A 25,886-nucleotide genomic window follows, 5' to 3' on the forward strand; every position below is an offset into this window, starting at 1 on the left:
GAGCACGCCGCACACGCGACCGCCCCCGCACACGCCGACGCGGCGACCGGCGGCACGGGCCGGCTCTACGGAGTCGGTCTCGGCCCCGGCGACCCGGAGCTGATGACCGTCCGCGCGGTGCGGGCCATCGCCGAGGCCGACGTGATCGCCTTCCACAGCGCCCGGCACGGCCGCTCGATCGCCCGGTCCATCGCCGCCGCCCACATCCGGCCCGACCACGTCGAGGAACCGCTGGTCTACCCCGTCACTACGGAGACCACCGACCACCCGGGCGGCTACCGGGGCGCGCTGGAGGACTTCTACACCGAGGCCGCGGCCCGGCTCGCCGCACACCTGGACGCGGGCCGCACGGTGGCCGTCCTCGCCGAGGGCGACCCGCTCTTCTACGGCTCGTACATGCACATGCACAAACGGCTGGCGGACCGCTACCCCGCCGAGGTCATCCCCGGGGTCACCTCGGTCAGCGCCGCCGCGGCCCGGCTCGGCACCCCGCTCGTGGAGGGCGAGGAAATCCTCACCATCCTCCCCGGCACCCTGCCGGAGGAGGAGCTGACGGCCCGTCTCGCGTCGACCGACTCCGCCGTGGTGATGAAGCTCGGCCGGACCTTCCCGGCGGTGCGCCGCGCCTTCGAGGCGTCCGGGCGGCTGCCCGAGGCGCGGTACGTCGAACGCGCCACGATGGCCGGGGAGCGCACCGGCGAACTCGCGGACGTGGAGCCCGGCTCGGTGCCGTACTTCGCGGTCGCCGTGGTGCCCAGCCGGATCGACGCCCCGCGCCCCGAGCCGGTGCCCGGCTCCGGCGAGGTCGTGGTGGTCGGCACCGGACCGGCCGGACCGCTCTGGCTGACGCCCGAGACGCGCGGGGCGCTGGCCGCCGCCGACGCGGTGGTCGGCTACACCACCTACCTCGACCGGGTACCGGTCCGGCCCGGCCAGGCCCGGCACGGCTCGGACAACAAGGTGGAGGCGGAGCGGGCCGAGTTCGCGCTCGACCTGGCCCGGCGCGGACAGCGGGTGGCCGTGGTCTCGGGCGGCGACCCGGGCATCTTCGCCATGGCCACCGCCGTCCTGGAGGCCGCCGCGCAGGACGCGTACGCGGACGTCCCGGTACGCGTCCTGCCCGGGGTCACCGCGGCCAACGCCGCCGCCGCCCGCGCGGGCGCCCCGCTCGGCCACGACTACGCGACGATCTCCCTCTCCGACCGGCTCAAGCCCTGGGAGGTCATCGCCGGACGGCTGCGCGCGGCGGCCTCGGCCGACCTGGTGATCGCGCTCTACAACCCGGGCTCGAAGAGCCGCACCTGGCAGGTCGGCAAGGCCCGCGACCTGCTCCTCGAACACCGCTCCCCGGACACCCCGGTGGTGCTCGCCCGGGACGTCGGCGGCCCCGGGGAGAGCGTGCGCACGGTACGCCTCGCCGCTCTCGATCCGGCCGAGGTGGACATGCGCACCCTCCTGATCATCGGGTCCTCGCAGACCCGCCGGGCCGGCCGGCCGGACGGCGGGCACCTCGTCTGGACCCCGCGCCACTACCCGGAGGCGTAGCCCGGCCCCGCGGGCTCACCCCCGGCCCAGGCAGGCGTTCAGCCAGGTCAGCGCCTCGGCCGGGGTCGCGGCCACCGGCACCCCCTCCGGGACCGGTGGCCGCTCCACGACCACCACCGGAATCCCGGCCTCCCGGGCCGCGGCCAGCTTCGGCGCGGTGGCCGCGCCCCCGCTGTCCTTGGTGACCAGCACCTCGATGCCGTACCGGCGGATCAGCTCCCGCTCGCCCGCCAGGGGGAACGGCCCCCGGTCGAGCAGCACCTCCATCCGTGCCGGGTACGGCGGCTCCGGCGCGTCCACCGACCGCATCAGGAACCAGAGTCCGTCCAGCCCGGCGAAGGCCGCCAGCCCCATCCGCCCGGTGGTGAGGAAGACCCGCCGCCCCAGCGACGGCAGCAGGGCGGCGGCCTCCTCCAGGGAGCCGGCCGGGTGCCAGTCGTCGGCCGGGCCGGCCACCCAGCCGGGGCGGCGGAGCGCCAGCAGGGGAACATGGGCCGAGGCGGCGGCGCGGGCCGCGTGGAAACTGATCGTTCCGGCGAAAGGATGGGTGGCGTCGATGAGCGCATCCACCCGGTGCTCCCGCAGCCACGCGGCAAGCCCCTCGGCGCCGCCGAAGCCGCCGACGCGGACCTCGCCCGGCGGCAGCACCGGCCGGGCCACCCGCCCGGCGAGCGAACTCGTCACCCGCAGGGGTCTGCGCCCTCCGGCCGGTATCTCCGCGGCCAGCGCCTCCGCCAGCCGGCGGGCCTCGGTCGTGCCGCCGAGCACGAGGACGTGCTCCGGGGACTCGGGATCGTCCGGCATGTCGGGCAGCGGTATCGGCACCATCGAGGGAGACCTTCCGTGAGCAGTGAGGCCACCGTCGAGGGGACCTTCCATGAGCAGTGAGGCGAAGGGCGGGCGCGAGGCCCAACTCAAACACACCGGCCTGCGGCCCGGTTGGACCACCGGTGCCTGTGCGACGGCGGCGACCACCGCCGCGTACACCGCTCTGCTGACCGGGGAGTTCCCCGACCCGGTGACCGTCACCCTGCCGAAGGGCCACACGCCCGCGTTCGCGCTCGCCGTCGAGTCGCTGGTGGACGGCGTCGCGACCGCCGGGGTGGTCAAGGACGCGGGCGACGACCCGGACGTGACCCACGGGGCGCTGGTCAGGTCGACGGTACGGGCGCTGCCGCCGGGCTCCGGCGTGGTCTTCCGGGCGGGCCCGGGCGTCGGCACGGTGACGCTCCCCGGGCTTCCGCTGGACGTCGGCGAACCGGCCATCAACCCGGTGCCCCGGCAGCTGATGCGCGAGCACGTGGCCCGGGTCGCCGCGGAGCACGGCGGCACGGGCGACGTCGAGGTCACGATCTCGGTGGACGACGGCGAGGAGATCGCACGTTTCACGTGGAACGGTCGCCTCGGCATCCTCGGCGGGCTCTCCATCCTCGGCACCACCGGGGTCGTCGTGCCGTACTCGTGCTCGGCGTGGATCGACTCGATCCGGCGCGGGGTCGACGTGGCGCTGGCCGCCGGGCAGCCGCATGTGGCCGGGTGCACCGGTTCGACCTCGGAGAAGACGGTCGTCGCGGAGTACGGGCTGCCCCAGATCGCCCTGCTGGACATGGGCGACTTCGCGGGGGCCGTGCTCAAGTACGTACGCCGCCATCCGGTCCCCCGGCTCACCGTCTGCGGCGGTTTCGCCAAACTGTCGAAGCTCGCCGCCGGGCACATGGACCTGCACTCGGCGCGGTCGCAGGTGGACCAGGGGTTCCTCGCCCGGCTGGCCCGGGCGGGCGGTGCGGACGAGGAGCTGGCCGAGGCGGTGGCCGGAGCCAACACCGGCCTGGCCGCGCTCCAGTCGTGCGCGGCGGCCGGGGTACCGCTGGGCGACCTGGTGGCCGTGGCCGCCCGGGACCAGGCGCTGGAGGTGCTGCGCGGGGCGCCGGTCGCGGTGGACGTGATCTGTGTCGACCGGGCCGGGACGGTGGTCGGGCGCAGCGCGGTCCGCTGAGACCTCCACCGGGCCCGCCGACGGGGCGTCAGCAGGTGTGGCGGTCGCGCTCCGGCGAGTAGAGGTGGCTGTCGCGGAACTGCTCCGCGCCCAGGGTGCGCCCGACCAGGATGACCGCCGTACGGGTCACCCCGGCGTCCTTCACCTGGCCCGCGATGGTCTCCAGGGTGCCGCGCAGGACGATCTCGTCGGGCCGGGAGGCCATCGCCACCACGGCGGCCGGGCAGTCGGGCCCGTAGTGCGGCAGCAGCTCCGCCACCACCCGGTCCGCGTACCGGGCGGCGAGGTGGAGCACCAGCAGGGCGCCGCTGCGGCCGAGCGTGGCCAGGTCCTCGCCCTCCGGCATGGCGGTGGCCCGCTGGGCGATCCGGGTCAGGATGACCGTCTGGCCGACCGTCGGCACGGTCAGCTCCCGTTTGAGCGCGGCGGCGGCAGCGGCGAACGCGGGTACCCCGGGCACCACTTCGTACGGCACTCCGGCGTCGTCGAGCCGCTTCATCTGCTCGTTGACCGCGCTGAAGACGGACGGGTCGCCGGAGTGCAGCCGGGCGACGTCGTGGCCCTCGGAGTGGGCGCGGACCAGTTCGGCGGTGATCTGATCGATGTCCAGGCCCTGGGTGTCGACCAGCCGGGCGTCCGGCGGGCAGTCGGCGAGCAGTTCGCGCGGCACCAGGCTGCCCGCGTAGAGACAGACCGGGCTGGCGGCGAGGAGCCGGGCACCGCGCACCGTGATCAGGTCGGCCGCGCCGGGCCCTGCGCCGATGAAGTACACGGTCATGAGGTCTCTCCCGAGGAGTCGTGGGGCTTGCGGACGGACCACTGGGTGACGGGCATCGCCTGGCGCCAGCCGGTGAACCCGCCGACCGGTACGGCGTGGGCCACCGCGAGCCGGACGAGTTCGCCGCCGTGGCGCCGGTAGCGGTCGGCGAGCAGCGCCTCCGACTCCAGCGTGACGGTGTTGGCGACCAGCCGTCCCCCGGCGGGCAGCGCGTCCCAGCAGGCGTCGATCAGCCCGGGGGCGGTCAGCCCGCCGCCGACGAAGACGGCGTCCGGCACCGGAAGTCCGGCGAGGGCCCCCGGGGCGCGGCCGGAGACCACCCGCAGACCGGGCACGCCGAGCCGGTCGGCGTTGCGGCCGATCCGGGCGGCCCGCGCCTCGTCGCGTTCGACGGTGACCGCTCGGCAGGACGGGTGGGCGCGCATCCACTCGACGGCGATCGAGCCGGAGCCCCCGCCGATGTCCCAGAGCAGTTCGCCGGGCGCGGGTGCCAGCGCGGCGAGCGTCGCGGCCCGGACGTGGCGCTTGGTGAGCTGCCCGTCGTGCTCGTACGCGGTGTCGGGCAGCCCGGGTACGAGGCCGAGGCGGAGCGCGTCCGGGGTGGCGCGGCACTCCACGGCGACGAGGTTCAGCGGGTCGCCCGCCGGGCGGTCCCAGCCCTCGGCCGTGCCGTCGTGGCGGGCCTCGGCGGCGGAACCGAGCTGTTCGAGGACGGTGAGCCGGCTCGGGCCGAAGCCGTGCGCCGTGAGCAGCGCGGCCACCGTCGCGGGGGTGGTGGCGTCGGCGCTCAGCACCAGCAGCCGGCGGCCGTCGTGCAGGGCGGCCAGCAGCCGGGCGGCGGGGCGGCCCACCAGGGTGACGGTCTCGGTGTCCTCGGCGGACCAGCCGAGCCGTGCGCAGGCGTACGCCACCGAGGACGGGTGCGGCAGCACGCGCAGCGCCCCGGCGCCCAGCTCCTCGGTGAGCGCGCGGCCGATCCCGTAGAACATCGGGTCCCCGCTGGCCAGCACCGCGACCCGGCTGCCCCGGTGGGCGGCGAGCAGCCCCGCGACGGCGGGGCGCAGCGGCGAGGGCCACGCCACCCGCAGGCCCGCGCAGACCGCGGGCAGCAGCCCGAGCTGACGCCCGCCGCCGATCAGCACCTCGGCCTCCAGCAGCGCGGTGCGGGCGGAATCCGCCAGGCCCGCCCAGCCGTCCGCGCCGATGCCCACGACGGTCACCGGGAGCCCCGGGGGTACGGCGGGCGGGGGGGCGGGGGATGCGGGCGGGGCGGTGGACACGGCCGGACCTCGGTGTTCGGGGCGTTCGGGGGCGTTTGCCGGGAGTCGGGACGGGAGACGCTGCCGCACTCTACTGTCCGGCCCCCGGGCGACGACCGGCCGGGCCCGCCGGGACAGCTCGCGCGGGCGGCCCGTGCGGTGTCCGATGGAGTGAGGGCGGGCCTGGGCCCACTCCCTCGGACGGTCCGCCCGCCCGTCAGGGGGACGACGACAGCGGAGGTGCAGGCGTATGAAGTACCTGGTGATGGTGCAGGGCTCGCAGGCCGACTACGACGCGATGTCCGGCCACGGGTCCAGCGAGGGCGGCCCCGCGTGGGGCGAACAGGACCGGAAGGCGATGTTCGCGCACATGGAAGCGCTCAACAAGGACCTGGAGGCGTCCGGCGAGATGCTCTACTGCGACGGCCTCACCGCCCCGGACGAGACCCGGTTCGTCACCGCCGGGGCGAACGGCGGACCCCCGGTGATCGCCGACGCCCCGTACGACCGGACGCAGGTGCTGCTCGCCGGGTACTGGGTGCTGGACTGCCCGAGCCTGGAGCGGGTCACCGAGATCGCCGCCCGGGTCGTCGCCTGCCCGCAGCCCGAGGGCGCCCCGTACCGCGCGGTCGCGATCCGCCCGATCGGCGAGGCCCCGGAAGAGGACCTGGCGCCCGCGTGACGGCGGGCGGGCCCGTCGGCAGCAGCAGGAGTCGCCGAAGCCCGCGTCCGACGCCACCATCGGCAGTATGACGACGAGCAGGAAGAGCGCCGGGCAGTCCGACGAGAACGGCGAACCCGGTGGGAACGGCGAACCCGGTGGGAACGGCGTCCCCGCCCTTCGGATCGCACAGCAGCCCGAGGCGGACGAACTGCTGGCCCGAAGCCCGCTGGCCGCGCTGGTCGGCATGCTGCTCGACCAGCAGGTCCCCATGGAGTGGGCCTTCACCGGACCGCACTCGCTGGCGCTGCGGATGGGCTCGGACGACCTGGACGCCCGGGAGATCGCCGGGTACTCCCCCGAGGCGTTCACCGCGCTCTTCACCGACAAACCGGCCCTGCACCGCTACCCCGGCTCCATGGCGAAGCGGGTGCAGCAGCTGTGCCAGTACCTCGTGGCGGAGTACGACGGCGACGCGGGCGCGGTCTGGGCCGACGCCGCCACCGGCGCGGAGCTGCTGGCCCGGCTGAAGGCGCTGCCCGGCTTCGGGACCCAGAAGGCGCAGATCTTCCTGGCCCTGCTGGGCAAGCAGTTCGGCGTAAGGCCGCCCGGCTGGCGGGAGGCGGCACAGGCGTACGGGGAGCGGGGCGGGCACCGCTCGGTCGCCGACATCACCGGCCCCGAATCGCTCGCCGAGGTCCGCGCGTTCAAGCAGCGGGCCAAGGCGGAGGCCAGGGCCGCGGCCTCGGCGAAGAAGGCGGCACCGGCGAAGAAGGCGGCACCGGCCGGGAAGGCGACCCGGAGCACGACGTCCTCGTCCAGGACCGCCCGGTGAACGCCCCCGCCCGCGCCCCCCACCGGCACCGCCGCCGCGCCCTGCCGCTCCTCGCCGCCGCCGCGCTGCTCCCGCCGCTGCTGCTGGGCGCGGCGGCCCCGCCGCCCGCCGCGGAACCGGACCCGGCGCGGGAGGCCGCCCGGCTCTCCCGGGAGCTCGTCGCGGCCTCCTCCGCCACCGGCGCGTACCGGCATCTGCGCCGTTTCCAGGAGGCGGCCGACACGGCGGGCGGGAACCGGGCCGCCGGATCGGCGGGCCACGACGCCTCGGCCGCGTACGTCCTCCAGCAGCTCCGCCGGGCCGGTTACGACGCCCGGTACGCGTCCTTCCCGTTCACCTGGACCGAGACCCTCGCCGAGAAGCTGGCCGTGGTCGCGCCGGAGCCCCGGGACGCCGAGGTGGAGGCGATGACGTACACCGCGTCGACCGGGGAGGGCGGGCTCACCGCCGATCTGGTCCGGGTACCGGTGGACAGGACGACCGGCTGTGAGGCGGCCGACTACGCCGGGACCGAGGCCACCGGGCGGATCGCGCTGATCGAGCGGGGCGGCTGCTCCTTCCTGCGGAAGCAGGAGGTCGCGGCCGAGGCGGGCGCGTCCGGCGCGCTGATCTCCAACAACCTGGACGGCAAGCTCACCGGCACCCTCGGCGACCCCGAAGCCGTCCGCATCCCCACCGGGGGCATCAGCCGCGCCGAGGGCGACGCGCTCGCCACCGCCCTGGACGGGGACGGGAAGGTCACCGTGACCCTCGAACTCCGCGAGCGCCAGGAGAAGCGCACCACCCGCAACGTCGTCGCCGAGACCCCGGGCGGCGACTCCGCGCACACCGTCATGCTCGGCGCGCACCTGGACTCCGTCTCCGAGGGGCCGGGCATCAACGACAACGGCTCCGGTTCGGCCGGGCTCCTCGAAGTCGCCCTGCGGCTCGCGGCGACGCACCGCACCCCGGCGAACGCCGTCCGGTTCGCCTGGTGGTCGGCCGAGGAGAGCGGACTCGTCGGATCGGACGCGTACGTCGCCGGGCTGACCCCCGCTCAGCGCCAACAGATCGCCCTCTACCTCAACTTCGACATGATCGCCTCTCCCAACGGCGTCCAGTTCGTCTTCGACGGCGACGACTCCGAAGCCTCCGGCTCGGGCCCCGGACCCGCCGGCTCCGCCCAACTGGAGCGCGGGATCACGGACTTCCTCGACCGTCGAAGGACCCCGTACGAGAGCACCGACTTCACCGGGCGGTCCGACTACGGACCGTTCATCGAGGCCGGCATCCCGGCGGGCGGCACGGACACCGGGGCCGAGGGGATCAAGTCGGCCGCGCAGGCGGGGAAGTTCGGCGGAAAGGAGGGGATCGCGTACGACCCCTGCTACCACGCGGCCTGCGACACCCTCGACAACATCGACCCGGCCGCCTTCGAGACCAACATCGACGTGATCGCGGACGCGGTCGGCACCTACGCACAGGACCTGCGGTCGCTCACCGGCCCCGCGCCGGCGGCGGCAGGCACGGACCGCCACGGAGGCGGCCGGCTCCGTACCGGCCACGGCCGTGACAGGGCGTGAGGCGGTCGCACCGCCTCACGAGCCGAGCCCCCGCAGGACCCACTGGGCCGGTCCTCGCACATCGCGCGGGGGGGGGCGCGGAGGCGCGGTGCACGCCCCTGCCCGCGCCGGGAGCCGCGGACCGCCCCCGTTCACCCCGACACCACCCACCGACCCCCGCGGTCACCGGAGACGGGCGAACTCCCCCTCGTTCCAGGGGGGTCGGCGTGATGTACACCCCTTCGCCACCGCCTCCACGGGAGATCCGCCTTCCGTTTTCGGGGGGTTCACTCGCTTTCGGACGGCATCGTGCCCCCCTTCCCCGGCTGCGCCCGGTGGTTGTTCCCCGGTAGGCTTTCCGTGTGATCTTCAAGCGCATCGGAAATGGGCGGCCATACCCCGACCACGGCCGGGAAAGCACCCGCCAGTGGGCCGACGTCGCGCCGCGCCCGGTTCGCCTCGACCAGCTCGTGACCACGAAGGGCGAGCTGGACCTGGAAACGCTTCTCGCCGAGGACTCCACCTTCTACGGCGACCTCTTCGCGCACGTCGTGAAGTGGCAGGGCGACCTCTACCTGGAGGACGGACTGCACCGCGCGGTCCGCGCCGCGCTCCAGCAGCGTCAGGTGCTCCACGCCCGCGTCCTCGAACTCGGCTGACGGCTCCGGCCGGTAGGGCTCCGGGCACCCCTCCGGTTTCCCGGCGCGCCGTCCGCGTGGGGGGCCGTCCGGCGACACGCCCTACCACTGCCACAGCCCGAAATCGCGTTGTCGGGCCTTTCGGGTGTTTTCCCGCGCATGCGGGTGCCATCGGTTGATCATTTAGTACGCATCATCGGCGGCCCGCACTACGCTGCGCACATGAGCATGCTCACTCCCCCCGGCATGGGCGGAAAGTACCGCATCACGGGCAACGCCTATCCCCGGATGCGCCGTCCCCGCCGCCGCCGCAGGCTCGTCCTCGCCGTCGTCGCCTCCCTCGTGGCCCTCGGGCTGGCCGGCTGGGGCACGCTGCAGCTCATCGACGTCTACTCGGGCAGCGACACCAAGGCGCAGGCGGCCGACCACAAGCGGGAGTGCGCGACCGTACCGAAGCAGGCCGCGGCGGTCAGGACGCTGCCCGCGCCGGACCGGATCACGGTGAACGTCTACAACGCGACCCCGCGCAGCGGCCTGGCCAAGTCCGCCGCCGACGAGCTGAAGAAGCGCGGGTTCAAGATCGGCGAGGTGGGCAACGCACCCGCCGCGTACGACAAGAAGGTCCCCGGCACCGGTCTGCTGCTCGGCCCGCCGACCGCCGCCGACAGCGCGTTCCCGGTCCTGGAGACCCAACTGCCGGGCATCACCCGGAAGACCGAGGCCCGCGAGAACGCCGAGGTCGACCTGATCCTGGGCACCCGGTTCACGGCGTTCAGCACCCCGCAGGCGGCAGCCGCCGCGCTGACGGCGCTGACGAAGCCCGCCCCCACCCCCTCCGCCTGCTGAACCGCGGGGCGAGAGCGCCCCGCGGACACGACGACGGCCGGTCACCCCACCTGTGACCGGCCGTCGTCGTGTGGACGTGTTCTAGGGCGTGTGTCGAAAGTCCCGCTTGTCCGGCGACGCCCGGCACGCACGCCCTACTCGGCGGTGCCGTACATCCGGTCGCCCGCGTCGCCCAGACCCGGAACGATGTAGCCGTTCTCGTTGAGCCGCTCGTCCACCGAGGCGGTGACGACGGTGACGGGGGCGTCCGCCAGCTCGCGCTCCATGATCTCGACGCCCTCCGGCGCCGCCAGCAGCACGACGGCGGTGACGTCGTCGGCGCCCCGCTTGATGAGCTCGCGGATCGCGGCGACGAGCGTCCCGCCGGTCGCCAGCATCGGGTCGAGGACGTAGACCTGGCGGCCGGAGAGGTCCTCGGGCATCCGGGTCGCGTACGTCTCCGCCTGGAGCGTCTCCTCGTTGCGGATCATGCCGAGGAAACCGACCTCCGCCGTCGGCAGCAGCCGCACCATGCCGTCCAGCATGCCGAGACCGGCGCGCAGGATCGGTACGACGAGGGGCCGGGGGTACGACAGCTTCACGCCCGCCGTCCGCGCGACCGGGGTCTCGATGTCGACCAGTTCGGTACGCACGTCCCGGGTCGCTTCGTAGGCGAGCAGGGTGACCAGCTCGTCGGCGAGGCGACGGAAGGTCGGGGAGTCGGTGCGCTTGTCGCGCAGGGTGGTGAGTTTGTGCGCCACCAGTGGGTGGTCGACGACATGGATCCGCATGCCGTCAACCCTAACGGCCTCCCGCGCGCCGCGGGCTTCCTCCCCGGCGGAGGCGGGGGCCGCCCGCGCCCGCCCGGACGCCAGCACTGGCATCATCCACTCGTTCGGGGGGAAGGTGAGGCATACGGACCAGCCTTGGGGTGGTGTGCGGATGCCTGACCGGGAGCCGAAGCGGGACGAACCCGCGACGCGGGGACGACTCGAAGCACGCGCCGAGCGCGACGAACGCGACGCGCCGACCAGTACGGAGCACACGCAGGAGAGTGACGCGGCCCGACGCCGTCGCCGGGCGCAGTTCCTCCGCGAGCTGCACGAGGCGAAGCAGTTGCGGGACCGCGTCCAGCCCCGCCGGGCCCGCGCGGCCCGTATGCGCCAACAGATGCGGATGCGTACCTTCCGCTGGTGACGGGGGCTCCGACGGGCGCGTTCGCCCCCGCCGGAGTGCTCCGGAGCGGCTTCCGCCGACCGGGCCCTTGCGGAACTGATGGCCGACGCAACGTCCGAAGAGGTCTCGCTCGGCCGATGTTTCTGCCACGATGCCGATTGGGCGGGGCTCGGCGCAGTCGGACAATCGTCTGCCCTCCCGTCGGACCGATATCACCTCTGACCAGTGGGAGTGTCACGGTGTACTTCGCCGCACTGCTCGCGCGCACCGAAGACGGGTGGGAAGCGAGCGATACGGAGCTCGACGATGTGGAGGCCCTGTCCGACCTGACGGATCTGGCCCGGGACGCCTCGGTGGACGAGGACACGGTCCTCGTCTACATCGAGCAGGAGGACGCGTGGTTCGGCGTCGTCCGCGTGGACGGTGAGGAGGACCCCCGGATCTACGTCTCGGACGCCGCCGCCGCCGCCCGTTCCTCGTACGGGGAGATCCTGCTCACCGACGAACTGCTCGGCCGCGAACCGGGGGCCGAGGACGAGATCGCCGCTCTGGAGGAACTCGTCGGCCTCGACGGCGACGAGGCCGACGACCCGGAGTTCGGCCCCGGGGACGACGGCGCCGCCGGCCGGCGGACCGCGGCCGTCGACACGGACGACGACCCCGAGGCCGTACCGGCGGGACCGATCGGGGACGCCTCGATCCTCGCCGACCTCGGCCTCTCCGAGCAGGCGCTGCTGACCCTGCGGACCGACGCGCTGGCGGAGATCGCCGACGCGCTGGGAGCGGACGAAGTGCTGGAGAGCGTCCGCTAAGGTCCGCGGGTGACCGCACGCCCCCCCGAAGAACCCCCGCCCCCGACTTCCCCCACCCCCCTTCTCGCGTCCTACGCCGCCGATCCCGTACGGGACCCGTGGCGGGCCCCGATGCGCCATGCCCTGGACGAGGCGGCGCAGGCGGCGCTGGCCGGTGATGTTCCGGTCGGTGCCGTCGTCCTGGGACCGGACGGATCGACGATCGCCACGGGCCGCAACGAGCGCGAGGCGACCGGCGACCCGACCGCGCACGCCGAGATCCTCGCCGTACGGGGAGCCGCCGCCGCCCTCGGGCAGTGGCGGCTTCACGGCTGCACGCTCGTGGTCACCCTGGAGCCCTGCACGATGTGCGCGGGCGCGCTCGTGCAGTCACGCGTGGACCGGGTCGTCTACGGTGCGCGCGACGAGAAGGCCGGGGCCGCCGGCTCGCTCTGGGACGTGGTGCGCGACCGTCGCCTCAACCACCGGCCCGAGGTGATCCCCGGAGTGCTCGAAGAGGAGTGCTCGGCGCAGCTCACGGCCTTTTTCCGGACCCCGCAGAGAACGGATTTCTGATCCCGGGCCGTGATGGTCTAAGCTCTCTCTCGGTAGCGTGTCCGAGCGGCCGAAGGAGCTCGCCTCGAAAGCGAGTGTGGGGAAACTCACCGAGGGTTCAAATCCCTCCGCTACCGCTCTCACACCCCCCTGATCCGCGGAAACGCGATCAGGGGGGTGTTTTGCGTGCCGTGCGCACCTCCACGCCGGGCGTCCGGCGACGGGACGGGACGGGGCGGGGCGGGGCGGGGCGGGGCGGGGCGGGGCGGGCGGCCGGTCGATGGAGGCCGAGGTGCGTGCGATTCTCAGCGAGCAGCTTGAGCCCGCCCCTTCTTCCCTGCCGTTGGGGTCTCGCATCCGGGAGCGGTTCGCCGGCATCGAGGGAACGGAACTGGACCTGCCCGCCCGGCAGGACGCACCGCGATCGGCTGCTCTCGAATGATCATCCTTGACACCAACGTCCTGTCGGAGCTGGTGAAGCCGGTTCCCGACCTCCGGGTCGTCGACTGGCTCGACGGCCTCGTGCCGGACGAGGTCACGACGACCGCGGTGACCGCCGCTGAGCTGCGGTGCGGAGTGCGCCGATTGCCCGACGGCAAGCGCAGGTCCGAGCTCGCCGAAGGCATCGACGCGATGCTGTTCGAGGATCTCGGTGGACGTATCGAGGTGTTCGACGCGGCTGCGGCCACGCGGTACGCGGACATCGTGATGGCCCGGGAACGGCTCGGCCGGCCGATCGCCGCCGCCGCCGATGCCCGGATCGCGGCGATCTGCGTCAGGCGCAAGGCCACGCTGGCGACCAGAAACGTCAAAGACTTCGAGGACACCGGGGTGACGCTCGCGAATCCCTGGGACGACGTCACGGGACGCGGCTGACCCGCAGGCGCCTCCGGGGACGCGGGTACCGCTCCGCCCCCGGGCACTACGACGGCCCCGGCCCTCACGGAAGAGGTGGCCGGGGCCGGAGCCAAGGCCGGGGGACCTTGGGGCGGGGGAGGCGGCATCGGGGGGACAAAACCGCCTTCCCCCGAGGGGGACAGTCCCTACTGGTCCCGCCGCGGCGGGGGAGGGCCGCGGCCGGACCCCACAGAGAGGTCCTGTCCCGTGCCCTGCGGATTCCTGCCTGGTCCGCCGGGCCGTGCTTCCATCGTGCCCGCCGGCGCCGCCCGTGCGGGCCGGTGAAAGGCCCCTGTCGCGGGGTCCTTGGTCCCGAGGGGGCCGGGCACCGGGTGCGGGGGGTCCGCGCGCGGCCCCTCCGACGACGTTCGAACAACGATCGCCTGCGACCCCCGAATCCGACCAGGTGTACGGATAGAATCTGCCGACCGCGCACGGGACCGAGGGGGAGGCAGGGGCTGTGGCGCAAGCGAGGAAGATCGCGCTCTACATCGTGGTGGTCTTCGTGCTCTACACGATCATCACGTCGCCCGCGAGGGCCGCCGACCTCGTCCAGGTAGGGTTCGAAGGCATCTCCAGCGCCGCCCAGGGCGTCGGGGACTTCATGTCCGAGCTGGTGAAGTAGGAGCGACCGCCGATGATCCGCCACCTGGTCCTGTTCAAGCTGAACGACGGCGTCGAGCGGGACGACCCGCGGGTCGTGGCAGGCGAGAAGGCGTTCCGCGAACTCGACGGGCTCGTCCCCGAGCTGGAGTTCTGGGAGTGCGCCTGGAACATCACCGACCGGCCCATCGCGTACGACTTCGCCATCAACTCCGCCGTCGCCGACGCGGACGCGCTCGTGCGGTACATCGAGCACCCGGCGCACCAGGCGGCGGCCGGTCAGTGGCGCGCGTTCGCCACCTGGGTCATCGCCGACTACCCCTTCTAGGACGCGCCTTCGACGTGCCCGCCCGCGCACGGGTCGCGCCCTCCGGGCGCGCGGGCCGTGCGCTCCGGTCGCGCCTCGCCTTCGCGCGGGTACGCCCCGTGTTCACGCCGGGTAGACCGCCTTCGCGCCGCCTTCTTACGTACGTCCCGCACGGTGCCGTCCATGGCCGCCGGTCGCCGGTCGGAGCCCCTCACCTCTCAGGTGGGGGGCTTTTGCTGGCTTTTAAACCCGTTTGACTCCAACACGGCTATATACGGTGCTTGCACACAGTGGACATGTCTTGTGATGCTATGACCGCTTTTGATGGATGAATTGACCGCAGTTGTCCGTCACGTTGGCTGTCAGTCGACCGTCCAGTTCGACCATGAAGCGTGACCGCGAAGTCGACCGTGAAGGGGTGGCGTCACCGTGCCGGCCAGTGCAGCGCCTCAAGTGCCTCCCCAGACCGTCCAGAAGGACCGGACCGAGCTGTCCGAGGACGTCCGGACCGAGACGCCCGACCCCTCCGCGCCCCCCGCGAGAACGCGGGGCGCCGACACCAGGGCGCTCACCCAGCTGCTCTTCGGCCAGCTCAAGGAGCTCGAACCGGGAACGGCCGACCACCGCAGGGTGCGGGCCGCGCTGATCGAGGCCAACCTGCCACTCGTGCGGTACGCGGCGGCGCGCTTCCGCAGCCGCAACGAGCCGATGGAGGACGTCGTCCAGGTCGGCACCATCGGCCTGATCAACGCGATCGACCGGTTCGACCCCGAACGCGGCGTCCAGTTCCCCACGTTCGCCATGCCGACGGTGGTGGGCGAGATCAAGCGCTACTTCCGCGACAACGTCCGCACCGTCCACGTGCCGCGGCGGCTGCACGAACTCTGGGTGCAGGTCACCGGGGCGACCGAGGACCTGACGACCGCTCACGGACGCTCCCCGACCACCGCCGAGATCGCCGAGCGGCTGCGGATCTCCGAGGACGAGGTGCTGGCCTGCATCGAGGCCGGCCGCTCCTACCACGCCACCTCGCTGGAGGCGGCCCAAGAGGGCGACGGACTGCCCGGCCTGCTCGACCGCCTCGGGTACGAGGACCCGGCGCTCGCCGGGGTCGAACACCGCGATCTCGTACGGCACCTGCTCGTTCAACTGCCCGAGCGCGAGCAGCGGATCCTGCTGCTGCGCTACTACAGCAACCTGACACAGTCCCAGATCAGCGCCGAACTCGGCGTCTCCCAGATGCACGTGTCAAGACTTTTGGCCAGAAGTTTCGCCCGACTGCGATCCGCAAACAGGATCGAGGCCTAGTCAGAACGGGTAGACCGTCTCCAAGCGGTTTTCCGGCGCCCCTCCCACCCGCACCCCTTGCTTCCTGCGCATACGCGGCGCTGACTTATCGACATGTCACTACAGCGTGTTGCCGACATGTGACATTCTGCTGGAACCGCGTTTGCCGCAGCCTCCCCTCCGGTATTCAGGTGGAGGCTGCGTTCCTCCGATGGTCGCGGCCACCGCGACCGTCCGCGACCTCAAGGGGGTGGCATGTCCGTAGACCAGGGCAGCTCGAAGGTGCTCACGCTCACGAAGAGCGCGCCCGCGCCTGTCGTGCTCACCAGCTCGTCGGAAGCCATCGACACCCGTACGCTGTCCCGCTCCCTGTTCCTGCGGCTCGCCGCACTCGGTCCCGAGGGAACGGACAGCCCGGAGCGGGCCTACGTACGCGACACACTCATCGAGCTCAACCTCCCGCTGGTGCGGTACGCGGCGGCGCGGTTCCGCAGCCGCAACGAACCGATGGAGGACATCGTCCAGGTCGGGACCATCGGCCTGATCAAGGCGATCGACCGGTTCGACTGCGAACGGGGGGTGGAGTTCCCGACGTTCGCCATGCCGACCGTCGTGGGCGAGATCAAGCGGTTCTTCCGTGACACCTCGTGGTCCGTGCGGGTCCCCCGCCGGCTCCAGGAGCTGCGCCTGGCGCTCACCAAGACCAGCGACGAACTGGCGCAGCGGCTCGACCGCTCGCCGACCGTCCCGGAGCTGGCCAAGGCGCTCGGCGTGTCCGAGGAGGACGTCGTCGACGGTCTCGCCGTCGGCAACGCCTACACCGCCTCCTCGCTCGACTCCCCGTCCCCCGAGGACGACGGCGGCGAGGGCTCCCTCGCGGACCGCCTGGGGTACGAGGACGCCGCGCTGGAGGGGGTCGAGTACCGCGAGTCCCTGAAGCCGCTGCTGGCCAAGCTCGCTCCCCGCGAGCGGCAGATCATCATGCTGCGGTTCTTCGCCAACATGACCCAGTCGCAGATCGGCGAGGAGGTCGGCATCTCGCAGATGCACGTCTCCCGCCTGCTGACCCGTACGCTCGCGCAGCTGCGCGAGGGGCTCATCACCGACTGACGGGTCCCGGCCGCCGGGGAGACGCGTTCACGCGCTCCCGGCGGCACCCCCCAGAGCCCGGGCCGCGCCCGGACGTCCCCGGGTCGCGCCCCGGTACGTCCGGCCGGTCCGGTTCCAGGCGCCCCGCGCTCGGTGGGGCGCCCCGCACCCATGTCCGGCGCCGCGTGTCCGGCGACGTGCGCCCGTGTCCGGCGACGTGCGACGTACGCCGTGCCCGATCCGCCGGGTGCCGGAAACGCGTCGGCGGCCCCCGTAGGACGGAGGCCGCCGCGTGGTCGGACAGTGCCGCGGGTCAGCCGAGGGCGAGCCAGGCGACCGCCGCGAGGACGACGACGACCGCGACGACGGCCACGATCACCCCCGTCTTCGGGCCACCGGACGGCGCGGCCTGCTGCGGCCGGCGCTGCGGCTCTCCGTCGTCGACGAAGGCGCGGAACATCTGCGTGCTGCCTGCCGGGTCGTCATTGCCCGCGGGGCCCTGCTGAGGGGCGTGGGGGTTGTGTGCCATGGGCCAGGACCCTAGCGAACTCGGGCCTTCCGCCCAACCCCCGGGGGACCTGCGGACGCCGGTTCGTACGGACATTCCCCTCATCTCCACAAGGCCGCGCGACGTCAACATGACGACACAGGGGCCTTCACCCTGTGGTGTGAGACACACAGTTGACTCGCCAAGGCCACACGCTGGGACTTTGACCGGCACCCTACGGAGCCTTTTGGGTTCCTTTACTTATGCAAGCACCATTTAGTTTGCCTGCAGCAACCAACGGCTTCTATGGTTGCCCTAAGCAACAAGATTTGGACAGAGGTCTGGAGGTGCCCCGTGGCCGCACGGAGTCAGTACGAAGAACTGGCCCGGCACCTCAGCGCGGTGGGCGTCGTGAAGCGGGGACTCTCCCGCGCGCTGCCCGCCGACTGCCCCGGCGGATCGGCCGCGGTGCTCACGCTCCTCGCCCAGCACGGCGAGATGCGCATCAGCCGGCTCGCCGAGCTGCTCTCCGTGGACATGTCCGTGACCAGCCGGCACGTCGCCCACGTGGCGGAACGCGGCTGGATAGAGCGGTTTCCCGACCCTTCGGACAAGCGCTCGCGCATCTTGCGGCTGACCTCCTCCGGACACGACGTGCTCGCCGACCTCAGTCGTCGGAGCACGGAGGTGTTCGCGCACAACCTCGCGGACTGGTCCGACGACGAAGTCGGACATCTCGTCACGTTGCTGGCACGGCTCTGCGGCAGCTTCGCCGCCCGCACGCCCAGTGCGTGCACCCCCGGACGGCACACCGACGACTGTCGCGCACGGCTCACCGAGCCCACCGTCCCGAAGGGTTCCGACCCGGACGAGGAGCCCATGGAAGGGCTCGTTCCGGTCGCCGACGACCCGACGGACACCCGTACACCTCTGTAACAGAAGCAAAGCAAAGGACATTCATGGCTACGACCACACCAACCGGTGTGCGGGGCGGCCACGCCAAGCACGGGGGCTCAGAAGCTCCCGCCGGCACGCCGATGACTCACCGGGAGATCATGGAGGCCCTGACCGGGCTTCTGCTCGGCATGTTCGTCGCGATCCTGTCGTCGACGGTCGTCTCCAACGCCCTCCCCCACATCATCTCCGACCTCGGCGGCGGCCAGAGCGCCTACACCTGGGTGGTCACGGCCTCCCTGCTGGCGATGACCGCGACCACCCCGATCTGGGGCAAGCTCTCGGACCTCTTCTCCAAGAAGCTGCTCGTCCAGATAGCCCTGATCATCTACGTGCTGGGCTCCTGCGCCGCCGGTCTCTCGACCAGCGCCGGCATGCTCATCGTCTTCCGCGTGGTCCAGGGCATCGGCGTCGGCGGTCTCTCCGCCCTCGCCCAGGTCGTGCTCGCCGCGATGATCTCCCCGCGTGAGCGCGGCCGGTACAGCGGTTACCTCGGCGCCGTCTTCGCCGTCGCCACCGTGGGCGGTCCGCTGCTCGGCGGCGTCATCACCGACACCAGCTGGATGGGCTGGCGCTGGTGCTTCTACGTGGGTGTGCCGTTCGCGATCATCGCCCTCTTCGTGCTCCAGAAGACCCTGAAGCTCCCGGTCGTCAAGCGGGACGTCAAGGTCGACTGGACCGGCGCGTTCTTCATCAGCGCGGGCGTCTCGCTGCTGCTGCTCTGGGTGACCTTCGCCGGCGACAAGTACGCCTGGGGCTCCTGGCAGACCGTCGTGATGCTGGTGGGCGTCGTGGTCCTCATCGGCGCGTTCGTCTTCACCGAGTCGAAGGCCCGCGAGCCGATCATCCCGCTGCGGCTCTTCCGCAACCGGACGATCACCCTCGCCTCGGTGGCCTCGCTCTTCGTCGGTGTCGCGATGTTCGCGGGCACCGTCTTCTTCAGCCAGTACTTCCAGCTGGCGCGCGGCAAGTCGCCGACGATGTCCGGCGTCATGACGATCCCGATGATCGCGGGTCTCTTCCTCTCGTCGACCGTCTCCGGCCAGGTCATCACCAAGACCGGCCGCTGGAAGGCCTGGCTCGTCTCCGGTGGCGTCCTGGTCACCGCGGGTCTCGGCCTGCTGGGCACGATCCGGTACGACACGACGTACTGGCACGTCGCGGTCTTCATGTTCCTCGTCGGTGCCGGCGTCGGCATGATGATGCAGAACCTGGTGCTCGCCGCGCAGAACCAGGTCGCCCCCCAGGACCTCGGTGCGGCCAGCTCCGTGGTCACGTTCTTCCGTTCGCTCGGTGGCGCCATCGGCGTCTCGGCGCTCGGTGCCGTCATGGCCAACCGCGTCACCCACTACGTGACGGACGGCCTCTCGGACCTCGGTGTCAAGAGCACCGGCGGCACCGGCGGCGGCATCCCGGACCTGGCGACGCTGCCCGCCCCGATGCGCGCGGTCGTCGAGTCCGCGTACGGCCACGGCGTCGGTGACGTCTTCCTGTTCGCCGCCCCGTGCGCCCTGCTCGCCTTCCTCTTCGCGATCTTCATCAAGGAGGTCGCGCTCCGGACGAACACCGGCGGCGAGGCCGCCGCCGCTCCGGCGGACGCCGCCCCGGCCGCTGCCGTCGCCGCCCCCGCGGACGCCGCTCCGGCCGCCCCGGCCGCCGTCGCCGCCCCCGTGGAAGCCGCTCCGGCGGTCGCCCCGGCCGAGGCGCCCGTCGTCCAGGGCACCCCGGTGCGCGGTGTGGTGCGCGGCGCGGACAACGCTCCGGTCGCCCGGGCCGCCGTCACGCTGATCTCGCTCGGCGGCCGTCAGCTGGGCCGTTCGGTGGCCCAGGAAGACGGTTCGTACGTCCTCGACGCCCCGGGCAACGGCAGTTACGTGCTGATCGCGTCCGCCGACGGCTGCCAGCCGCAGGCGTCCACGGTCGTCGTCGGCGACGAGCCGCTCGCCTTCGACATCCTGCTCTCCGGCACCAGCGGACTGGCCGGTACGGTCCGGGCCGCCGAGGCCGGCACCCCGGTCCAGGGCGCCATGGTCATCGTGACCGACGTGCGCGGCGACGTGCTCGCCACCGGCACCTCCGGCGAGAGCGGCGACTTCACCTTCGGCGAGCTGGTCCCCGGCACGGTGACGCTCGCGGTGAACGCGGCGGGCTACCGCCCGCTGGCCCTCCCGGTGGAGATCGCCGGCACGGGTGTCACCCGGGTCGAGGCCGCCCTCCAGGCGGGTGCCCTGGTCCAGGGCACGGTGCGCGCAGGTTCCGCGGGCAACGCCCTCGCGGACGCCCGCGTCACCCTGATCGACGCGGCGGGCAACGTCGTCGCCACCTCCACGACCGGTGCGGACGGCGCGTACGCCTTCACCGATCTGGACGCCGGTGAGTACTCCGTCGTCGCGACCGGCTACCCGCCGGTGGCGAGCACCGTGACCGTCGCCGGTCCCGGGATCGACGGACACGACATCGAACTCGTCCACCCCGGCGAGTGACCGGGCGATAAGCCCCCTGGCGGGACGGCGCTTTCAGCGGAGAGTCTGTCCCGGCCGGTGGAAATGGGCCCCGGTGGCGGGTGCGGCAGGCAGGGGACGGCCTGCCGCCCCGCCCCCGGGGCCCGACTCGTTCCATGAGTCGACGAGTCAGTGAACAAGGAGAGAGAACGGTATGGGACTTCGCGCACAGGTACGGACGCGGGACGGCTGGGCGGTCCAGCACGCGATCGTCACGGTCACCGACATGACCGGCAACCAGATACTGCGCGCCACCGCCGACGAGGACGGTGCGACCCGCACGGACGAACCGCTGCCCGCCGGCGCGTACACGGTGATCGTGACCGCCGTCGGTTACGCGCCGGTCGCCTCCACCGCCCTCGTCACGGCCAGCGGCCGGATCGAGGCCGGCACCGTGGTCCTGGCCCGCCAGGGCGGCGTGGAACTCCCGCCGCCCGGCGACTGGTCGCTGGACCCCGCGCACAGCTCGGTGGCCGCCTCCGCCCAGCACCTGGGCATCTCCAGCGTGCGGGGCCGGTTCACCGAGTTCAGCGGCCGGATCGTGATCGCCGAGGACATCGCCCGCTCCCGGGTGGACGCCGTCATGGACGCGGCCAGCATCGACACCGGCAACGGCATGCGCGACAAGCACCTGCGCTCGGCGGACTTCCTCGACGCGGACCGGTTCCCCGAGCTCGCGTACAGCTCCACCGCGCTGATCCCGGCGGGCCCGGACCGCTGGACCGTGCGGGGCGAGCTGACGATGCGGGGCATCGCCCGCCCCGTCGACCTCGACCTCACCTACCTCGGCACCGGCCCCGACCCGTGGGGCGGGGTCCGGGCGGCGTTCCGCGCCACGGCCGAGCTGCGCCGCGACGACTTCGCGATGAACTACAACCAGGTCGTGAAGGCGGGCATCTCCGCCATCGGCACGACGCTCCGCGTGGAGCTGGACATCCAGGCGGTGCAGGGGGACTCGCTGCCCTCCTGAGCCGTGCGCGACCGCGGCCCCGTGAGCCGTACGCGACGGGCCGGGCGCCGCAGAAGGTACGCCTTCCGCGGTGACCGGCCCGTCGTGCGTCCCGGGCGCCCCCCTGCTTAGGGTGGCCGCATGGCTCCCCACATCGCGACCAACACCACCGCCGACCGTGACGCGTTGCTGGAGTTCGTCCGGCCCCGCCACCGGGCGCTGCTCATCACCGCCCGGTCCGACGGCCGCCCCCAGGCCTCGCCGCTGACCTGCGGGGTCGACGACTCCGGCCGGATCGTCGTCTCCACCTATCCGGAGCGCGCCAAGACCCGCAACGCCAAGCGGAACGACCAGGTCAGCGTGGTCGTCCTCTCCGACGACTGGAACGGCCCCTGGGTGCAGATCGACGGCACCGCCGAGGTGATCGACGCACCCGGTTCGGTCGAGCCGCTGGTGGAGTACTTCCGCAACATCTCCGGCGAGCACCCGGACTGGGACGAGTACCGGGCCGCCATGGTCAAGCAGGGCAAGTCGATCATCCGGATCACCCCGGAGCGCTGGGGCCCGATCGCCACCGGAGGCTTCCCCGCCCGGCTCGTGACCGACTCCGAGGCCTGAGGCCCCATCCCGATGACCGACCCCGCCGCCGAAGCCCGAGGAAGACCCTCCGCGTGCCTCCCGTGAACGCCGCCCTGCCCGACCCCGGCCTCCTCGCCCGCGCCCGGCTGCTCACCGCCCCCGGCCTCGCCCCGGCGGTGCGCGACGGGCTGGCGGAGATCACCGGCCGTCCCTGGGCCGCGCACCCGGAGCCGGTGGCCTCCGGCGGGCCGGTGGACGGGCCGGTGGACGGGCCGGTGGACGGGCCGGTCGGTGAGCCGGTCGTCTACGTCGGGGCGACGCGTCCGGCGGGCCTGGCGGAGGGGGACCTGCTCTGGTTCCACAGCGTCAACGCCGGTACGGACGCCCTGCTCGCCCCGGGCCCCTGGCCCGCCGGGGCGCTGCTGACCCGGACGGTCGGCCGGATGGGCGCGCGGATCGCCCAGTACGTCCTGGCCTGGGTGCTCGCCGAGTGCCAGTCCGTAACGGAGTTCGCCGGGATGCACGCGCGCGAGGAGTGGCGGCGGATGCCGTCCGAACTCGCCGCCGGGCAGACCGCCCTGGTCCACGGCACCGGCCGGATCGGCTCGGCGGTGGCCTCGCGGCTGCGCGCCTGCGGGCTGCGTACGGTCGGGGTGGCCCGGACCGTGCCCGCCGTCCCGCCGCCCGGCTTCGACCGGGTGGTGCCGGCGGGCGGGGACGGGGAGCGCAAGGCGCTCGGCGAGGCGCGCTGGGTCGTCGCAGCGCTGCCGCTCACCCCCGCCACGGAGAACTACTTCGGGGCGGAGCGCTTCGGGGCCGTACGAGGAGCGTCGTTCGTCAACGTGGGGCGCGGGGCGACGGTGGACCTGGCGGCGCTGGGCGAGGCGCTGCGGGCCGGGTCCGTACGGAGGGCGGTGCTGGACGTGCTGCCGACCGAACCGGCCGCCCCCGGCGACCCGTGCTGGCGGCTGCCGCGCACGGTCGTCACCTCGCACTCGGCGGGGATCACGGCGGACGAGGACGTCCTCACCGACTTCGCGGCCTGCTGGGCGCAGTTGCGCGCGGGGCGACGGCCGGACCTCACCGTCGACGTGGTGCGCGGCTACTGAGACGCCCCGGGCGGCCGGTCCCGCATCACCTCGATGCCGGCGATCAGCAGGTCGAGCGCGAAGGTGAAGTCCCGCTCGCGCATCTCCTCGACGGTGTCGCCGCCGCGCGCGTCCATCAGGTCCTGCGAGACGTCGGCGACCTGCTTGAGGCTCGGCTCGGAGCGGTACGCGGTCATCGCCTGCCGGAAGTACTCGTCCTGGCTGACCCCGGCGGCGGCGGAGCGCCTGCGGAGATCGCCCTCGATGGTGCCGAAGCCGTACACGAACTGGAACACCGCCGACAGCGCTCCGGACTGCTGGTGCAGCCGCAGGCCGGTCGCCCGGATCACGTCCTGCACGGCGCGGGTGAAGCGCAGGGAGTGCGGGCCGATGTTGAGGAAGCTCCCCACGAGCGACGAGGCCCATACGTGGCGTACCAGCAACGCCCGGTACTCGCGGGCGAGTTCGCGCAGGCGATCGGCCCAGGGGGCGTCCTCGGGGGGCGGCGCGATCTCTCCGTGGACGGTGTCGAGGGCGAGCTCCAGCAGGTCGTCCTTGGTGTCGACGTACCAGTAGAGGGACATCGCGGTGACGTCGAGTTCGGCGGCGAGGCGGCGCATGGAGAACTTCGCGAGGCCCTGGGCGTCCAGCAGCCGGACGGTCGCCGCGGTGATCCGGTCGCGGTCGAGACCGGCCGGGGACCCTTCCGGCCTGCGGCTGCGGGAGGCCGGGCGGCGGACCAGCCACACGCTGGTCCGTACGGACCGCGGGGAGGCGTCGGGCGCCTCCGGCGCGGGGTCGGCCGCGGACACCATGACGCACTCTCCTCGTGTACCCGGGGGACGGACCGGGCGGGGCACCGTCACGGATGCCCCGGATGCCCGGTCCGATGCTCAAGCGTGTTCCGTGCCGTCGAACCGGTCGGCTCCCCCGCCGTGTTCGCTCTCCCGTCCGGCTCCGGTCCGCCCTCGTCGGCAGGCGCCCGCGGCGCGCTCTCCGCCCGCCGCAGCAGGAGGGCCGCGACCAGCCCGCCCGCCAGCACCGCTGCCGCGCCCGCGAGTTGGCCGCGCTCCAGCCCCGCCGCGAAGGCGTCCGTGACCGCGGCGCGCTCCGCACCGCCCCCGGCCGCCGCCAGCGCGGCGGGCAGGGAGGCGGTACCGGCGGCGGCGACGGGCAGCAGGGCGGTGAAGCGGGAGGTGAGCACCGCGCCGAGGACGGCGACCCCGAGGCCGTTGCCGAACTCGGCGAGGGTGCCGTTGACGCCCGCGCCCACCCCCGCTCGCTCCGGCGGGATGGCGCCCATGATCGCGGCGGCCATCGCGGGGGCCGCCAGGGCGATCCCCACCCCCATCACGACCAGGCCGAGCAGCATGCCGCGGTACCCCTGCCCGGCGAGCAGCGCCACGGCGGCGAGTCCGGCCGCCAGCAGGGACATCCCGGCCGCGATCGTGGCGGGCGTGCCCAGCCGGGCGGCCAGCCGGGCGCCGAACCCGGCGAGGTTGAGCACGACCACCGTGAGCGCCAGCGGGGCGGTGCGCAGCCCGGCCTCCAACGGCCCGTGACCGAGGACGAACTGAAGGTGCTGGGTGAGCAGGAAGAGCGAGCCGCCCATCCCGAACGCCACCAGCACCGCGCCCGCCACCGCACCGGTGAACGAGCGGTTCCGGAAGAAGCGCGGGTCGAGCATCGGGTGCGGCACCCGCAGCTCCCAGAGCGCGAACCCGGCCAGCACGGCGGCCCCGGCGGACGCGGTGAGCAGCACCCGGAGGGAGCTCCAGCCGTGTTCCGGGCCGGAGATGATCGCGTACACCACGGCGCCCATGCCGAGGATGGAGAGCAACGCGCCGACCAGGTCGGGGCGTTCGCTCGCGGGGTTCTTGGACTCCGGTACGAGCAGCGCCACCGCGACCAGGGCGAGGGCGGCGACGGGGAGGTTGACGAGGAAGATCGCGCCCCACCGGAAGTGGCCGAGCAGCACCCCGCCGAGGAGCGGACCGGCCGCGAACCCGAGGGCGTTGACCGTGGCCCAGAGCCCGACCGCGCGGACCCGCTCGGTCGCGTCGAAGACCTGGACCACCACGGCGAGCGTGCTGGTCAGCAGGAGTGCGCCGCCGACACCCATCTCCGCACGGGCCGCGACGAGTTGGCCGGGGCTCTGGGCGAGACCCGCTGCCAGGGAGCCGAGGCCGAACACGGTGAGCCCGGCGAGCAGCAGTCTCTTGCGGCCGTAGCGGTCACAGGCGCTGCCGGCGGTGAGCAGCAGGCCGGACTGGACGAGCGAGTAGGCGTTGATCATCCACTGCACCTCGGCGCCGGACGCGCCCAACTCCTCGGTGAGGGAGGGGATCGCGACGTTGAGGACGGTGTTGTCGAGCAGCACGGTGAGCTGGGCGAGACAGATCACGCCGAGGATCAGCCAGCGCTGGGGGTGCGGGGGCGGGCCGAGGTCGGTGGCAGGGAGGGAGGCGTTCGCCGTCATGCGGTCTCCTCGGGCCTCTCGTCCCGCTCCGGGCCCGGCGGTGCGGGACGGTACGGCGCGGGGACG

The 25,886-nt window shown here is 73.3% G+C and carries 27 protein-coding genes and 1 tRNA gene; 21 read left to right on the plus strand and 7 right to left on the minus strand.

The window, feature by feature from the left end; all coding sequences use genetic code 11:
- The first annotated feature begins 99 nt into the window (after positions 1-99).
- Positions 100-1,545, plus strand: coding sequence for a precorrin-3B C(17)-methyltransferase (gene cobJ / locus ACFWEE_RS00415; RefSeq protein ID WP_386885406.1), 1,446 nt, complete (start codon positions 100-102; stop codon positions 1,543-1,545).
- Between the two features lie 15 nt (positions 1,546-1,560).
- Here the strand turns inward: cobJ and ACFWEE_RS00420 are convergent, their stop codons facing one another.
- Positions 1,561-2,373 carry a cobalt-precorrin-6A reductase gene (locus ACFWEE_RS00420; protein WP_386885085.1) on the minus strand — a complete coding sequence of 271 codons (813 nt, stop codon included), beginning with the start codon at positions 2,371-2,373 and terminating at the stop codon, positions 1,561-1,563.
- Positions 2,374-2,422: 49 nt separating this feature from the next.
- Here ACFWEE_RS00420 and ACFWEE_RS00425 point away from each other — a divergent pair, with 49 nt between their 5' ends.
- A complete protein-coding gene (locus ACFWEE_RS00425) occupies positions 2,423-3,541 on the plus strand; it encodes a cobalt-precorrin-5B (C(1))-methyltransferase (RefSeq protein WP_386885086.1) in 1,119 nt (372 codons plus the stop codon).
- 28 nt (positions 3,542-3,569) lie between these two features.
- Here ACFWEE_RS00425 and cobM read toward each other — a convergent pair whose 3' ends face one another.
- Together cobM and cbiE are read right to left on the minus strand one after the other, a co-directional pair.
- Positions 3,570-4,319, minus strand: coding sequence for a precorrin-4 C(11)-methyltransferase (gene cobM / locus ACFWEE_RS00430; protein WP_386885087.1), 750 nt, complete (start codon positions 4,317-4,319; stop codon positions 3,570-3,572).
- On the minus strand, positions 4,316-5,599 hold the full coding sequence (gene cbiE, locus ACFWEE_RS00435) for a precorrin-6y C5,15-methyltransferase (decarboxylating) subunit CbiE (RefSeq protein ID WP_386885089.1): 1,284 nt from the start codon (positions 5,597-5,599) through the stop codon (positions 4,316-4,318). Before cbiE ends, cobM begins: the two co-directional genes overlap by 4 nt.
- A gap of 229 nt (positions 5,600-5,828) precedes the next feature.
- On the opposite strand from cbiE, the gene ACFWEE_RS00440 reads away from it, so the two are divergent.
- The 5 genes from ACFWEE_RS00440 to ACFWEE_RS00460 all read left to right on the plus strand — a co-directional run bounded on the left by ACFWEE_RS00440 (position 5,829) and on the right by ACFWEE_RS00460 (position 10,099).
- On the plus strand, positions 5,829-6,260 hold the full coding sequence (locus ACFWEE_RS00440; protein WP_386885090.1) for a YciI family protein: 432 nt from the start codon (positions 5,829-5,831) through the stop codon (positions 6,258-6,260).
- Positions 6,261-6,327: 67 nt separating this feature from the next.
- Positions 6,328-7,074: an HhH-GPD-type base excision DNA repair protein gene (locus ACFWEE_RS00445; protein ID WP_386885092.1), complete on the plus strand. Its 747-nt coding sequence runs from the start codon at positions 6,328-6,330 to the stop codon at positions 7,072-7,074.
- Positions 7,071-8,636 carry a M28 family metallopeptidase gene (locus ACFWEE_RS00450; RefSeq protein WP_386885093.1) on the plus strand — a complete coding sequence of 522 codons (1,566 nt, stop codon included), beginning with the start codon at positions 7,071-7,073 and terminating at the stop codon, positions 8,634-8,636. The genes ACFWEE_RS00445 and ACFWEE_RS00450 overlap by 4 nt, the downstream gene beginning before the upstream one ends.
- A gap of 341 nt (positions 8,637-8,977) precedes the next feature.
- On the plus strand, positions 8,978-9,274 hold the full coding sequence (locus tag ACFWEE_RS00455) for a type II toxin-antitoxin system VapB family antitoxin (protein ID WP_266706381.1): 297 nt from the start codon (positions 8,978-8,980) through the stop codon (positions 9,272-9,274).
- Positions 9,275-9,499: 225 nt separating this feature from the next.
- On the plus strand, positions 9,500-10,099 hold the full coding sequence (locus ACFWEE_RS00460; protein WP_386885407.1) for a LytR C-terminal domain-containing protein: 600 nt from the start codon (positions 9,500-9,502) through the stop codon (positions 10,097-10,099).
- Between the two features lie 134 nt (positions 10,100-10,233).
- Here the strand turns inward: ACFWEE_RS00460 and upp are convergent, their stop codons facing one another.
- Entirely contained in the window at positions 10,234-10,869 is a 636-nt protein-coding gene (gene upp, locus ACFWEE_RS00465; RefSeq protein WP_386885094.1) for a uracil phosphoribosyltransferase, read from the minus strand.
- Positions 10,870-11,020: 151 nt separating this feature from the next.
- Here upp and ACFWEE_RS00470 point away from each other — a divergent pair, with 151 nt between their 5' ends.
- The 9 genes from ACFWEE_RS00470 (at position 11,021) to ACFWEE_RS00510 (ending at position 16,804) form a co-directional block, all read left to right on the plus strand.
- Positions 11,021-11,275, plus strand: coding sequence for a hypothetical protein (locus tag ACFWEE_RS00470; RefSeq protein WP_386885096.1), 255 nt, complete (start codon positions 11,021-11,023; stop codon positions 11,273-11,275).
- Positions 11,276-11,493: 218 nt separating this feature from the next.
- Positions 11,494-12,066, plus strand: a complete 573-nt coding sequence (locus ACFWEE_RS00475; RefSeq protein ID WP_386885098.1) for a hypothetical protein — start codon at positions 11,494-11,496, stop codon at positions 12,064-12,066.
- A 111-nt stretch (positions 12,067-12,177) separates the two neighbouring features.
- Positions 12,178-12,621 (plus strand): tRNA adenosine(34) deaminase TadA, encoded by a 444-nt coding sequence (gene tadA / locus ACFWEE_RS00480; RefSeq protein ID WP_386885408.1) that lies wholly within the window; start codon positions 12,178-12,180, stop codon positions 12,619-12,621.
- A gap of 31 nt (positions 12,622-12,652) precedes the next feature.
- Positions 12,653-12,737 (plus strand) — tRNA-Ser (locus tag ACFWEE_RS00485).
- 301 nt (positions 12,738-13,038) lie between these two features.
- The gene (locus ACFWEE_RS00490; protein WP_386885100.1) at positions 13,039-13,476 is read left to right on the plus strand and encodes a type II toxin-antitoxin system VapC family toxin; all 438 of its coding nucleotides are present in this window, start codon (positions 13,039-13,041) and stop codon (positions 13,474-13,476) included.
- A gap of 481 nt (positions 13,477-13,957) precedes the next feature.
- Entirely contained in the window at positions 13,958-14,122 is a 165-nt protein-coding gene (locus tag ACFWEE_RS00495) for a hypothetical protein (RefSeq protein WP_266706389.1), read from the plus strand.
- 12 nt (positions 14,123-14,134) lie between these two features.
- The gene (locus tag ACFWEE_RS00500; protein WP_386885102.1) at positions 14,135-14,428 is read left to right on the plus strand and encodes a Dabb family protein; all 294 of its coding nucleotides are present in this window, start codon (positions 14,135-14,137) and stop codon (positions 14,426-14,428) included.
- 408 nt (positions 14,429-14,836) lie between these two features.
- A complete protein-coding gene (locus ACFWEE_RS00505; protein ID WP_386885103.1) occupies positions 14,837-15,715 on the plus strand; it encodes an RNA polymerase sigma factor SigF in 879 nt (292 codons plus the stop codon).
- A 234-nt stretch (positions 15,716-15,949) separates the two neighbouring features.
- Positions 15,950-16,804 carry an RNA polymerase sigma factor SigF gene (locus ACFWEE_RS00510; RefSeq protein WP_386885104.1) on the plus strand — a complete coding sequence of 285 codons (855 nt, stop codon included), beginning with the start codon at positions 15,950-15,952 and terminating at the stop codon, positions 16,802-16,804.
- A 292-nt stretch (positions 16,805-17,096) separates the two neighbouring features.
- Here ACFWEE_RS00510 and ACFWEE_RS00515 read toward each other — a convergent pair whose 3' ends face one another.
- Entirely contained in the window at positions 17,097-17,312 is a 216-nt protein-coding gene (locus ACFWEE_RS00515; protein ID WP_266706397.1) for a hypothetical protein, read from the minus strand.
- A 312-nt stretch (positions 17,313-17,624) separates the two neighbouring features.
- Here ACFWEE_RS00515 and ACFWEE_RS00520 point away from each other — a divergent pair, with 312 nt between their 5' ends.
- From ACFWEE_RS00520 to ACFWEE_RS00540, 5 genes are all read left to right on the plus strand, one after another.
- A complete protein-coding gene (locus ACFWEE_RS00520) occupies positions 17,625-18,206 on the plus strand; it encodes a MarR family winged helix-turn-helix transcriptional regulator (protein WP_386885105.1) in 582 nt (193 codons plus the stop codon).
- Positions 18,207-18,229: 23 nt separating this feature from the next.
- The gene (locus tag ACFWEE_RS00525; RefSeq protein ID WP_386885106.1) at positions 18,230-20,707 is read left to right on the plus strand and encodes an MFS transporter; all 2,478 of its coding nucleotides are present in this window, start codon (positions 18,230-18,232) and stop codon (positions 20,705-20,707) included.
- Between the two features lie 172 nt (positions 20,708-20,879).
- Positions 20,880-21,695: a YceI family protein gene (locus ACFWEE_RS00530; RefSeq protein WP_386885108.1), complete on the plus strand. Its 816-nt coding sequence runs from the start codon at positions 20,880-20,882 to the stop codon at positions 21,693-21,695.
- Between the two features lie 120 nt (positions 21,696-21,815).
- A complete protein-coding gene (locus tag ACFWEE_RS00535; protein ID WP_386885110.1) occupies positions 21,816-22,292 on the plus strand; it encodes a PPOX class F420-dependent oxidoreductase in 477 nt (158 codons plus the stop codon).
- Positions 22,293-22,354: 62 nt separating this feature from the next.
- The gene (locus tag ACFWEE_RS00540; protein WP_386885410.1) at positions 22,355-23,362 is read left to right on the plus strand and encodes an NAD(P)-dependent oxidoreductase; all 1,008 of its coding nucleotides are present in this window, start codon (positions 22,355-22,357) and stop codon (positions 23,360-23,362) included.
- Here ACFWEE_RS00540 and ACFWEE_RS00545 read toward each other — a convergent pair.
- Positions 23,356-24,156 (minus strand): TetR/AcrR family transcriptional regulator, encoded by an 801-nt coding sequence (locus ACFWEE_RS00545; RefSeq protein WP_386885112.1) that lies wholly within the window; start codon positions 24,154-24,156, stop codon positions 23,356-23,358. The genes ACFWEE_RS00540 and ACFWEE_RS00545 overlap by 7 nt on opposite strands.
- Positions 24,157-24,203: 47 nt before the next feature.
- On the minus strand, positions 24,204-25,820 hold the full coding sequence (locus ACFWEE_RS00550; protein ID WP_386885114.1) for an MFS transporter: 1,617 nt from the start codon (positions 25,818-25,820) through the stop codon (positions 24,204-24,206).
- Positions 25,821-25,886 lie beyond the last annotated feature (66 nt).

The sequence above is a fragment of the Streptomyces sp. NPDC060184 genome (assembly GCF_042728795.1).
Classification (GTDB): Bacteria; Actinomycetota; Actinomycetes; order Streptomycetales; family Streptomycetaceae; genus Streptomyces.